Annotated in this window: 13 protein-coding genes (1 of these 13 cut by a window edge); 5 read left to right on the top strand and 8 right to left on the bottom strand. The window is 38.4% G+C overall.

Annotated features, from left to right (window positions below; translation table 11 throughout):
• Positions 1-973, top strand: partial view of a potassium channel family protein gene (locus tag AB1279_RS03035; protein ID WP_429757785.1) — the 3' portion only. 23 nt of this gene lie to the left of the window's left edge; 973 of the gene's 996 nt are visible here — the last part of the coding sequence; its start codon lies beyond the left edge, outside the window; it ends in the stop codon at positions 971-973.
• On the opposite strand, the gene AB1279_RS03030 is transcribed toward AB1279_RS03035, so the two are convergent.
• Both AB1279_RS03030 and AB1279_RS03025 read right to left on the bottom strand, forming a co-directional pair.
• Positions 963-1,373, bottom strand: a complete 411-nt coding sequence (locus tag AB1279_RS03030) for a YugN-like family protein (RefSeq protein WP_429757784.1) — start codon at positions 1,371-1,373, stop codon at positions 963-965. The genes AB1279_RS03035 and AB1279_RS03030 overlap by 11 nt on opposite strands.
• A 140-nt stretch (positions 1,374-1,513) precedes the next feature.
• The gene (locus AB1279_RS03025) at positions 1,514-2,866 is read right to left on the bottom strand and encodes a glucose-6-phosphate isomerase (protein WP_429753328.1); all 1,353 of its coding nucleotides are present in this window, start codon (positions 2,864-2,866) and stop codon (positions 1,514-1,516) included.
• 279 nt (positions 2,867-3,145) lie between these two features.
• Between AB1279_RS03025 and AB1279_RS03020 the strand changes: the two genes are divergently transcribed.
• The gene (locus AB1279_RS03020) at positions 3,146-3,379 is read left to right on the top strand and encodes a DUF378 domain-containing protein (protein WP_377880077.1); all 234 of its coding nucleotides are present in this window, start codon (positions 3,146-3,148) and stop codon (positions 3,377-3,379) included.
• 222 nt (positions 3,380-3,601) lie between these two features.
• Here AB1279_RS03020 and yugI read toward each other — a convergent pair whose 3' ends face one another.
• From yugI to AB1279_RS03005, 3 genes are all read right to left on the bottom strand, one after another.
• Complete coding sequence (yugI, locus tag AB1279_RS03015; protein ID WP_098309219.1) at positions 3,602-3,946, bottom strand: S1 domain-containing post-transcriptional regulator GSP13; 345 nt, start codon at positions 3,944-3,946, stop codon at positions 3,602-3,604.
• 157 nt (positions 3,947-4,103) lie between these two features.
• Complete coding sequence (locus AB1279_RS03010) at positions 4,104-5,294, bottom strand: aminotransferase (RefSeq protein WP_429757783.1); 1,191 nt, start codon at positions 5,292-5,294, stop codon at positions 4,104-4,106.
• Positions 5,291-5,788, bottom strand: a complete 498-nt coding sequence (locus AB1279_RS03005; RefSeq protein WP_429757782.1) for an Lrp/AsnC family transcriptional regulator — start codon at positions 5,786-5,788, stop codon at positions 5,291-5,293. The genes AB1279_RS03010 and AB1279_RS03005 overlap by 4 nt, the downstream gene beginning before the upstream one ends.
• 350 nt (positions 5,789-6,138) lie before the next feature.
• On the opposite strand from AB1279_RS03005, the gene AB1279_RS03000 reads away from it, so the two are divergent.
• Together AB1279_RS03000 and AB1279_RS02995 are read left to right on the top strand one after the other, a co-directional pair.
• On the top strand, positions 6,139-7,107 hold the full coding sequence (locus AB1279_RS03000; protein ID WP_429757781.1) for a 2-hydroxyacid dehydrogenase: 969 nt from the start codon (positions 6,139-6,141) through the stop codon (positions 7,105-7,107).
• 242 nt (positions 7,108-7,349) lie between these two features.
• Entirely contained in the window at positions 7,350-8,189 is an 840-nt protein-coding gene (locus AB1279_RS02995) for an alpha/beta fold hydrolase (protein ID WP_429757780.1), read from the top strand.
• 118 nt (positions 8,190-8,307) lie between these two features.
• Here the strand turns inward: AB1279_RS02995 and AB1279_RS02990 are convergent, their stop codons facing one another.
• Entirely contained in the window at positions 8,308-8,559 is a 252-nt protein-coding gene (locus AB1279_RS02990) for a DUF1871 family protein (protein WP_429715907.1), read from the bottom strand.
• Between the two features lie 116 nt (positions 8,560-8,675).
• Between AB1279_RS02990 and AB1279_RS02985 the strand changes: the two genes are divergently transcribed.
• On the top strand, positions 8,676-9,854 hold the full coding sequence (locus AB1279_RS02985) for a MalY/PatB family protein (RefSeq protein ID WP_429757779.1): 1,179 nt from the start codon (positions 8,676-8,678) through the stop codon (positions 9,852-9,854).
• A gap of 171 nt (positions 9,855-10,025) precedes the next feature.
• On the opposite strand, the gene AB1279_RS02980 is transcribed toward AB1279_RS02985, so the two are convergent.
• Positions 10,026-10,724, bottom strand: coding sequence for a DUF3995 domain-containing protein (locus tag AB1279_RS02980; RefSeq protein ID WP_429757778.1), 699 nt, complete (start codon positions 10,722-10,724; stop codon positions 10,026-10,028).
• Complete coding sequence (locus tag AB1279_RS02975; protein WP_429757777.1) at positions 10,721-11,779, bottom strand: hypothetical protein; 1,059 nt, start codon at positions 11,777-11,779, stop codon at positions 10,721-10,723. Before AB1279_RS02975 ends, AB1279_RS02980 begins: the two co-directional genes overlap by 4 nt.
• Between the last annotated feature and the right edge of the window lie 37 nt (positions 11,780-11,816).

The following is an 11,816-nucleotide window of genomic DNA, read 5'->3' as shown; positions in this document are numbered from 1 at the left end:
AGACACATTTCGCAACTCTATCATTTTGCGATTGGTCACCTTAATTGGTTTATTCATTCTCTTCTTTGGATTTCTTATATACAAATTAGAACCCGTTCACTTTCAAACATGGTTTGATGGTATATGGTGGGCACTTGTTACGACATTCACTGTTGGATACGGCGATTACGTTCCTCATAGTGTACAAGGAAGAATCCTCGCAATTATTCTCATTTTGTTAGGAACCGGATTCGGTTCTTATTATATGGTCTCATTTGCTACAGAAATGATTAGTAAACAATATATGAAAATAAAAGGTGAAGAGGCCGCCTCTTGTCATAAACATATGATTGTTGTCGGTTGGAACGAACGTGTGAAGCATGTAGTAAGTCAACTGCGCGTATTACAACCAAACCTTGATATTGTTCTTATAGATGAGACACTCCCTCTACTCCCTAAGTCATTTCATCATTTACAATTTATTAAAGGTTGTCCTCATCATGATCATATTTTACTCAAAGCAAACATTCGTACTGCACATACTATTTTGATTACAGCTGACAAAGAAAAAAGCGAGAGCTCTGCTGATACGCAATCTATTTTAACCATTTTAACAGCGAAAGGATTAAACCCAAATATTTATTGTATCGTCGAAATGTTAACTTCCGACCAAGTCCATAACGCCAAACGAGCAGGCGCAACAGAAATTATTGAAGGAAATAAATTAACAAGTTATGTGTTTGCCGCTTCTTTATTATTTCCTTCGATTTCAGAAGTGCTGTTTACAATTTACAATGAAATTACTGCAAATAAATTACAACTCCTGCATATTCCCGAGCAATATGATGGTGAAACATTCGAATATTGTAACTGTACTTTATTAAAACAAAATATACTCTTACTCGGCCTACAACGTGATGGAAACTATCATATAAATCCTAGCCATTCATTTACTCTGAAAAAAAATGATTTACTGATTGTAATTAAACATTAAGCAAGTATCCTTCTAATTCCCGAACTAAAGCTTTTCCAATATCAATATATTTTGCTTGAATATCTCCATCTGAATCTTTTGGTTCTGCAAACTGATCAAAAGACGTTATCCCTGCTGTAAATGTATTCACTTCATCATCTAGTTCGTCTTGATACACATGCGACAGAAGGTACGGTGTATCAAGACGAACGATAACTCCATTTACATCAAGCTCTCCTTCAACAGCTGTAAACGGTAATCGTAAAAATTGATACCCTTCCTCTTCATCTATTTTATAATCGAAACATCCTTTCTCATAATCCCAATTCCCGCCGATTGTATAGCCGAGCGGCTTTAATATTTCTTCTAACTGGAAAAGAGCAAATGTTTGTCCTTCTAATTTTGAATGAATCCCAATCAAATGTATCATCCTTTCTAGATTTTTTTTAGCATACCCATTTCGCGCTCCATATATCGGTGCTTCGACATAATATAAAGACCCTTCGGTAATATTCGAAACGCACATAAAAAAAGCTGTTGGGATCACCCCAACAGCTTTTCTTATTTCAAACGTTCTTCCAGCTCTGCTTTTAGTTCTTCGAATCCTGGTTTTCCAAGTAGAGCAAACATGTTTTTCTTGTATGCTTCTACACCTGGTTGGTCAAATGGATTTACGCCTAATAAGTAGCCGCTCATCGCACATGCTTTTTCGAAGAAGTATACAAGATAGCCGAATGTATACTCATTTAGTTCAGGAATATTGACGATTAAGTTTGGTACACCGCCATCGCTATGTGCAAGTAATGTTCCTTCGTATGCTTTTGTGTTAACGAAGTCCACTGTTTCACCAGCAAGATAGTTTAATCCATCTAAATCGTTCTCATCCAATTCAATTTTTAGTTCGTGTGTAGATTTCCCTACTTTTAAAACTGTTTCAAATAGATCACGGCGTCCTTCTTGAATGTATTGACCTAAAGAATGCAGGTCAGTTGAGAAGTTTGCAGAAGATGGGAAAATACCTTTTTGATCTTTTCCTTCACTCTCACCAAATAATTGTTTCCACCATTCAGCAAAATATTGAAGTGCTGGTTCGTAGTTAACAAGCATTTCAATTGTTTTACCTTTATTGTATAGAGCATTGCGCACAGCTGCATATTGATAAGCTGGGTTTTCTTCAAGCTCTGATTTCGCAAAGTCATCACGAGCTACAGCTGCCCCTTGCATCATTTCTTCAATATTTAAACCACTTACAGCAATCGGTAATAAACCAACTGGTGTTAATACAGAGAAACGGCCACCAACATCATCTGGAATCACGAATGTTTCGTATCCTTCTTCGTTAGCTAATGTTTTTAAAGCACCGCGCGCTTTATCTGTCGTTGCATAAATACGTTTACGTGCTTCTTCTTTTCCGTATTTCTCTTCTAATAGCTTACGGAAAATACGGAACGCAATTGCAGGCTCTGTTGTTGTACCTGATTTGGAAATAACATTAATAGAGAAGTCCTTACCTTCTAATACATCCATTAAATCTTTCATATAAGTAGAGCTAATGTTTTGTCCAACAAATAGCACTTGTGGAGTTTTACGTTGTTCTTTAGACAGCGTATTATAGAAGGAATGATTTAACATTTCAATCGCTGCTCGTGCACCTAAGTAAGAACCACCAATCCCAATAACCAGTAAAATGTCAGAGTCATTTTTAATTTTCTCAGCGCATTTTTGAATGCGAGCAAATTCCTCTTTATCGTATGCAAGCGGAAGTTCTACCCAACCTAAGAAGTCGTTTCCTGCTCCTGTTTTTTCATGAATTGCATGATGTGATACTTTTACTGCATCACGTAAATATGTTAGTTCTTGTTCACTGATGAACGATAACGCCTTTGAATAGTCAAACGTTACATGTGTGCTCATCTTTTTCCCTCCAATACAATATGTATATGTATTTCTGTCTTCACTTTAGCGAAACCACAGTTGTAAATCAAGCGAACTACAAATTGTAAGCGTAGCCAATTTATTTTTTTTACAAAATCGTCATAACTTCCGTTTTTCGGTATAGACAAGTATACAATGAGAAATTTTAATTTTTTGGGTATAAGAACAACAAAAGGTATCCATTCTATAAAGGAAGCTTCATTAAACGAGCAAATGTATCTCGTTTTTGCTTCATCATTTAAGGAGGGACTGCTTAAAATGAGTACATTACAACGCATTGCCTTAGTATTTACGATTATCGGCGCAGTAAACTGGGGACTCATTGGCTTCTTTCAATTCGATTTAGTAGCAGCTATCTTTGGAGGGCAAGATACAGCACTTGCTCGAATTATCTACGGTATTGTAGGTATTGCAGGTTTAATTAACCTTGGTTTATTATTTAAACCTTCTGAAGAGCTCGGAACACACCCAGAAGCACGCGAAGTACGATAAATCTAATAGCATTCTAAAATGATATTATAAAACATGCATCTCCACTTGTTTTTAAACAAGTGGAGATATATGATGCTTTACTAACTTCCGACATACGGACGTTTTTTTATACTGATTAAAGTGCAGGAAAAGAAACGTTTGATTATTTTATATCATAATCTATAACATTCACCGACTACTTGGTGAACAAGAAATAAAAGCAGGGAGCTATGCTCCCTGCTTTTATTTTGTGATTTGAGATTCTTCAATCCACTCTGTTAACTTTTCTCGCAATGTGTTAAATCCGTTTGCAGACGGATTCGGTATACGCACTTTTCCTTGTTTACGTTTGGCAGCCTTCAATGATAAACTCATCTTTCCGTTCTCTCTATTAACTGAAAGCACCTTTACTTCTACTTCATCCCCGACTTTTAAAAAATCATGAATATCTTTCACATATCCATTTGTAATTTCAGATATATGCACAAGACCTTGCGTTTCTTCATCTAATGCAACAAATGCACCGTAATCTTGAATTCCTGTCACTTTTCCCTTCACAACCACTCCTGTTGTGTATTTGTCTGACATAAGAAACACTCCCATATGTTTTACCTATTGTATTAGTAAATTATACCACTTACTAGCATTTCATTCAAAAGTCATGAAAAAATTTTCCTTATCATGTATAAATCTTCAAATATCGGGATAAAATACTAACACATGGCTTTCTAGTATTCCCCCCCTTTTATGGACAAAACGTATTATGTTTTGTCCTTTTTTCGTTCTCTATAAACCGTTTCATACGTTTCATCGCTTCCATAAGTTGTTCAAGTGATGTTGCATATGAACAGCGAATAAATCCTTCACCACTCTCCCCAAACACACTTCCAGGTACAACAGCGACTTTTTCCGCTAATAATAATCGTTCGGCAAATTCCGCCGAAGATAATCCCGTTGAACGAATCGAAGGAAATACATAGAATGCTCCGCCTGGCATATGACAATCTAATCCCATTTCATTAAATGAAGTCGTTATAAAGTTTCGGCGTTGTTTATAGCTCCCACGCATTCGAACAACTTCTTGTTCTCCAGAGCGAAGTGCTTCTAATGCTGCAAATTGCGACATCGTCGGCGCACACATCATAGAATATTGATGAATCTTTAACATTAATTCCATAAAATATCGAGGGGCCGCAATTAACCCTAGGCGCCAGCCTGTCATCGCAAACCCTTTCGAAAAACCAGAGATTAAAATTGTATGATCGCGCATATGCTTCACACTCGCAAAGCTTGTATATGTCTCATCATAAACAAGCTCTGCATAAATCTCATCGGATAGTACGATTAAATTGTATTTCTCTATAATGACCGCAAGTTTTTCTAGCTCTTCTTTATTTAAGAGCGTTCCTGTCGGATTGTTTGGCGAACATAATAAAACCGCTTTTGTTTTCGTTGTAATTGCAGCTTCAATCTGCTCCGGCTGCACTTTAAATTCGTCAGTTGGAGATGTCGAAACAGGTACAGGTACTCCGCCAGCTAGCGTAACAAGCGGTGCATATGATACAAAACTCGGTTCAATAATAATCACTTCATCACCAGGATTTACAATTGCACGCATTGCTACATCTAACGCCTGGCTTGCTCCAACCGTTACAATAATTTCTTCTTTCGGGTCATAAGATACCGCAAATTGTTTTTCTAAGTATTTCGCAATTTCCTCGCGAAGCTCTAATAATCCAGCATTCGCCGTATATGCCGTATACCCTTCTTCTAATGAACGAATGCAAGCTTGTCTTACATTCCAAGGCGTTACAAAGTCAGGCTCTCCAACACCTAATGAAATAACGCCTTTCATGCCGGCCGCTAAATCAAAGAACTTACGAATACCGGACGGTTGTAAAGATTGTGCAACTTTCGATAATTCAAATTTACTCATGGTGTCACCACAATTCGCTTATCATCATCTTTGTTTTCATATATAATTCCCTCATGTTTATACTTTTTCAAAATAAAATGCGTTGTTGTTGATACGACAGATTCAATTGTTGCTAACTTTTCTGCTACAAATGTCGCAACTTCAGCCATCCCTTTTCCTTCTATGGTAATGGAAAGGTCATACGTACCTGACATTAAATAAACCGACTTCACCTCTGGATATCGGTAAATTTGCTCCGCTACTGCGTCAAAGCCAACGCCATGCTTCGGTGTAACTTTTACATCAATCATTGCTGTTAAACCTGTATGCTCTTTTACCTTTGTCCAATCAATTAGCGTAGCATAATCTACAATCACTTTTTCTTTTTCCAATTTTCCACGAATCGCTATTACTTCTTCTACATCTATGTTTAACATTTTAGCTAATGTTTCTTCAGATAATCGGCTATTCTTTTCAAGACAAGCTAACAATTCTAATACTTTTTCTTCCATCATATTCGTCCTTCCCCTTTTGTATATTTTCTAAATTATACAGACTTCTTTTCCTATTTGAAAAGAAGATTTTTTCAGAGAATTATGTAACAATAAAGTGAAACTTCCTTTTGGAGCGTTCTTCTCCAAAAGGTTAGTTGGACCAATCGGGCTCTTACGGACGCTCCTTCCACGAAAAGACTTTAAGCAATAGCGTCTGTTAGAGCGGGATAAAGTGAAACTTTCATCAGTGGAGAGTTTTTTCATCCCCCACTGATGGGAAGCTCTCACCTATCTTCTTTGTTCTCTTAGAATCTTAAGGTGAGAGTCTTACTGCCCAAAGTAGCAGGATCATATAAAAAGGAGATGAAACCATGAAACAAAGAGTATACATTGCAGAACAAGTTCCTGCCTTTGTTGAAGAATACATTGCTGAGCATTACGAATACGAAGCATGGGACAGGAACGAAAAAGTCCCGCGCCATGTACTATTAGAAAAAGTAAAAGATAAACACGGATTATTAAATTTCGGGGCAATTATTGATGAAGAACTACTCCAAGCAGCTCCGCAGTTAAAAGTGGTAAGTAATATTTCCGTCGGTTATGACAACTTCGATATTGAAGCCATGAAAAAAAGAAACATAATCGGAACAAATACACCATACGTGTTAGATGATACTGTTGCTGATCTCGTATTTGCATTAATGTTATCTGCCTCTCGCCGTGTTTGCGAACTTGATCGTTACGTGAAATCCGGAAAATGGGATGCAGAAATTAGCAAAGAGCATTTCGGCTTAGACGTTCATCATCAAACGATTGGAATCATCGGCATGGGGCGCATCGGAGAAGTTGTTGCAAAACGCGCGAAATTCGGATTTGATATGGACGTTTTGTACTACAATCGAAGCCGTAAAGAAAAAGCAGAACGAGAGCTTGACGCAACATATTGTGAATTAGAAACGTTACTGCAAAAAGCAGACTTTATCGTTCTACTTACACCACTAACAGAAGAAACTTATCATTTAATTGGGGAAAAAGAATTTAATCTTATGAAAGAAACAGCTGTTTTTATTAATGCATCCCGCGGAAAAACAGTAGATGAAGCTGCATTAATTGAAGCGTTGCAGCAAAAGAAAATTTTCGCAGCAGGTATTGATACATTTACACAAGAACCAATTGAAAAAGATAACCCGCTGTTATCTCTGCAAAATGCCGTTACGCTCCCTCACATCGGTTCCGCAACATTAAAAACGAGACAAGCGATGGCGATGACAGCAGCAAAGAACTTAGTAGCTGGATTGCAAGGGAAAACACCGCCAAACCTCGTCAATGAACTGAAATAATCATTGAACTCCCCCCACGAATAGCGGGATAAAGAGACAAGGCCATGTCACAATGGTTTTGTCTTTTTTATATACTTTATATACAACAAAATTCCCTTCGAGGACGCTCTTCTCCAGAAGGTTACCCCTCACTAATTGGGACCTTATAGTTGGTTTGCTTTTTCTCCTGTTTTCACTTCCTCCATGGGATAATTTCTCCTGAAAAGGAGATGATATGAACAAAAAACGACGGAGTGATGAAGATGGAAAAAGAAGTTCACCTCCCCCACTTCACCTTTTCTACAAGAGGAATTACGGTTCATTATGAGCTCTATCAGTCTTTCATCGAAGAAGAAAAACCAACATTTGTCTTAATTCACGGTTTTCTCTCTTCAACCTTTAGCTATCGGCGTCTCATCCCACTGCTCGCTCAGCAAGGGAACGTGATCGCTCTAGATTTACCGCCATTTGGAAAAAGTGATAAATCGTATCATTTCACATATTCCTATCAAAACCTGGCAACAATTGTTATTGAACTCATAGAACATTTACAAACCAAAAACGTTATTTTAGTAGGACATTCGATGGGTGGGCAAATTGCGTTATATGTAAGTAAATTACGGCCTGATTTAATTCAAAAAACAGTTCTTTTATGCAGCTCAAGCTATTTATCACGAGCAAAATTACCGCTTATTTATACTTCTTATTTACCGTTCTTTCATTTATACGTAAAAAATTGGATTATAAGACGAGGGATCGTTCACAATTTGATGAATGTCGTACATGACCACTCATTAATCGATGACGAAATGATGCAGGGCTATGCAGCACCTTTTTATGATAATCGCATCTTTCCTGCTTTAACACGAATGCTTCGTGACCGTGAAGGCGATTTAACATCAAAAGAACTACAAACAATTAATATCCCTACTTTGCTCATTTGGGGAGAAAAAGATCGTATTGTTCCTATTAATGTTGGACACCGATTGCACAATGACCTGCAGCATTCACACTTTATCTCTTATAAAGACACAGGACATTTATTACCAGAAGAAAAACCGGAACACGTATATGAAGAGATTATGACTTTCTTGGCAAATTGAACACATCGGGTGTATGTCAGCAGTAAGCTCCCATAGCGGGATAAAGAAAGAGACCAATATCCAAAAGTCAAGCTTCAATGAACTTTTGGATGTCAGCCTCTTTCTCCCGCTACTAACCTTATAGCGTACAGCTTCCACCATCTTTTAATAGTAACAATTGTTCTGCTAACCATTGACACTTTTCAATAGGCAATGTTTTTTCAAATGATAGCACATAAATGTGCTGTATTTTCTTTGCGATATATTTCGCATCATCAAATGTACTTACAATATAGACAATGTCACTTGCTTCTGTTTCATAAAATTCCGGTCCCATTTGAAACGGATCCCAATTCTTCACAAAGTCTATCATCTTCTCATATGTCCCCATACATTTCCCGCCTTTTTCTTATTTTCCACTTTTCTTTATCGTATCATATCAGCTATGCTAGAAGAAACAGAGGAACATTCAGTATTTTCAATCTACTATTGAAAGGAGTAATAAATATGGGGAACTTTAACGAAATGATAAATCGCCGCGGGACAGACTCCGTTAAATGGGATACACATAAAAACGAGGAACTTCTTCATGCCTGGATTGCAGACATGGACTTCCCTGTTCCCTCACCAATTCAAGACGCCTTAAAAAATCGTTTACAACACCCTATTTTCGGTTATAACACTTCAAGTGAACAAGTAAAAGAAGCAATTTGTCATTGGGTAAAAACACAATACAATTGGGTCATTGAAAAAGAATGGCTTGTCTTCAGCGCCGGCATCGTCCCTGCACTTAGTGTTTCTGTACAAGCTTTTACTGAAAAGCAAAATTCAGTGCTTGTACAGCCGCCTGTATATCCACCATTTTTCGAAATTGTAAAAACGAATGGGCGCCAAGTGCTGACCAATCCACTACGCCTAGAAAACGGTATTTACCAAATGGATTTTGAACAGTTAGAGAAACAATTTCAGCAAGGTGTAAAATTGATGTTTCTGTGCAGTCCACATAATCCGATTGGCCGTGTCTGGACAGTGGAAGAGTTAACAAAACTTGGTACGCTCTGTGAAATATATGATGTAACCGTCATCGCAGACGAAATTCATGCCGATATTATCTTCAATGGGCGTAAACATATACCACTTGCCTCTTTATCAGCAAACTTAGCAGAGCGAACTGTTACATGCATCGCTCCAAGTAAAACGTTTAATATCGCTGGACTGCAAGCATCGGTTATTATTATTCCAAATGAAAAGCTGCGAGATGCCTTTACCGCTGTGCAGCATCGCCAAGGCTTTCATGGCTTAAGCACATTTGCTTATACAGCAATGCAAAGTGCATACACAGAATGCAACGAATGGCTAACAGAGCTATTACCTTATATAGAAGAAAATGCACGATTTGCATGTGATTTCATTAAACAGCATATTCCGAAACTATCCGTCATTCAGCCAGATGGTACGTTCTTACTTTGGATTGATTGTTCCAAACTTGGGCTGACTCAAAATGAGCGAATGGAATTATTAGAGAAAAAAGGAAAAATCATTGTAGAGCCAGGAGAAAAGTTTGGTGCTGGCGGTGAGCAGCATATTCGTTTAAATATCGGCTGTCCACGCCCTGTATTAGAAGATGCGCTCCATCGCTTACAATGCGCATTTTCCTGTACTTCCAAGGAAAAGCTATCTATGTGACTTAAGCCTGATTATTATACACTCCAATATTCTTTGATTGAACTACCCCCACCTACCGTTTTGCGCTTGAGGTGGGGGTCTTCTCGCCAGATATGATAAAAATCCGCTGCTGCGCCAAACCAGAATCTGTAGAATGATAGATTCATATAAGATCCGACGCAGTAGCGGTAATTAAAATTTTCCGAAGTCAAAAATTATAGCGAACACAAAAAGCGCAGTAAGGAGAAAAACCAAACTCAAATAAATTAACGTACAGCGTCTGAATGTAGAAAGTGGAACACCAGAAGCTTGCGCATAATGGGAAGCAGTCAAACCAGCCAAAATCCCCATAATGACAAACCACGGTTCGTAAAACAAGAGATCCCATATAGCTAAGCTATGGACATCGACTACATTCCAGGCAGGGAAGTTACCTGTAATGACACCTGCCAAAAGCATAGCTTTTGTAATCATGCCACTGACTCCATGAGCAAGTAAAAAGGCAGTTCCGATAAGAGTAGGGATTAATAAAATAAGACGATGGATCTTTCTGCCTCCTATCAACGGCACCCATTTCGGAATGACCTTTCCCCATGGTTTGATAAGTGTAAGCAAGGCAAATCCACATAACATGATGATGACACCAGCGATGTAACTTGCCATGTAAAATGATTTAGGGTCATTAAATTGGCCCGAAAAGCCTATATTCCCCCCTGCCGCTTCATAAAATCGAACAAAAACCGCATATATAAATGCCAATAGGCAACCAACGTAACCAGGCCATACCGCTTTCTTTGTAAAGCGTTCAAAAACATTCAATATTTGCATAGAAGATTCCCCATTATTCGTTATTTTGTTCCTATTCATGCAACTCTCTTTTTTCTGCTTCAATTTTGATCGTCTCTCCCACAATGCGTACACTTACCACGCCGACGATAATAGTAAGCGATGGCAGCAAGACCAAGTGCTACTCCCCACGGCACCCAGAAAAGCATAGGTCCAATCGTCCACCCTATCTGACTGAGGAGGATGTTGTCGACTGGCATAAGGTGAAATGTTACGGCAAAAAAACTAAAGGTAAAGACAAATCCGGCTGCAGTTACAGCAATGGCTACAATAGAAGCTGGAACCACCGCGAGCATGATGGGAACTCTTTTACCGCCAATGAACGGAAACCAATGTGGGAATATTTCACCCCATTTTTGAATCAAACCAAGTGTAAGAATCCCTCCGCCTACACAAACAAATCCAAATACCAATGCTGTTATCTGTGCCTTAGGATTGATTTTTAAAAAATCGTGTAGGAATTGCGGGTCCATATTAAGTGCCCAAGCAAAACGTGTGAGGGCATAAGGAATGGGTGCAAGAGCTGCGATAATGGTCAGCCATTTCCCCCAGCGTACTAATAAAAATGTGTTTCCGTTCTCTGTCCGCCCGCAATATTCACAAGCATCACGGGTTCTACGTTGATATGCAACAACAGTCATGATCCAAAGTAGCGCACCTATAATACAAATAATTTGATTGAGCATAATCCAGTTAAAAGCAAACTTAAATAAAAAGGCATAAGCCATGACCTCGATTAGACTAATATCAGGAACAAAAAGGAGCAGAGCAGCAGCAAAGCCCCAAGCAAAAGTAAGGATTAACCACCGAGGAAAAACATTTCTCCATGTTTTTTGCATAGCCACGCCAATCACTATTCCTAGTAAACAAAGAATAACAAAAATGAGGCCTCCAACTTTAGAGGGAAGATAAGTAACCATAGCCGCAAACAAGTCCATTCCACCACGTTTGAAGGGATACCCCGCCCCTCCAAGTAACCAATAGAGCTGTACAGCCCCGTAGAGCAGTGACCATCCTACAGCGCCATATCCAACCCATAAAGGCCATCGTGTAAAGCTTTTTCTAGTTTTTTCTTCAATTATGGGTGATGAAGTCTCCATTGAAATTCTCCCCTTTTCTTTACTATTTTACATACCT

The organism is Bacillus sp. S14(2024) (assembly GCF_050473785.1).
Taxonomy (GTDB): Bacteria; Bacillota; Bacilli; order Bacillales; family Bacillaceae_G; genus Bacillus_A; species Bacillus_A yunxiaonensis.
Note: the sequence above shows the minus strand (reverse complement) of the source record. Positions and strands in the feature narration are given on the sequence as shown.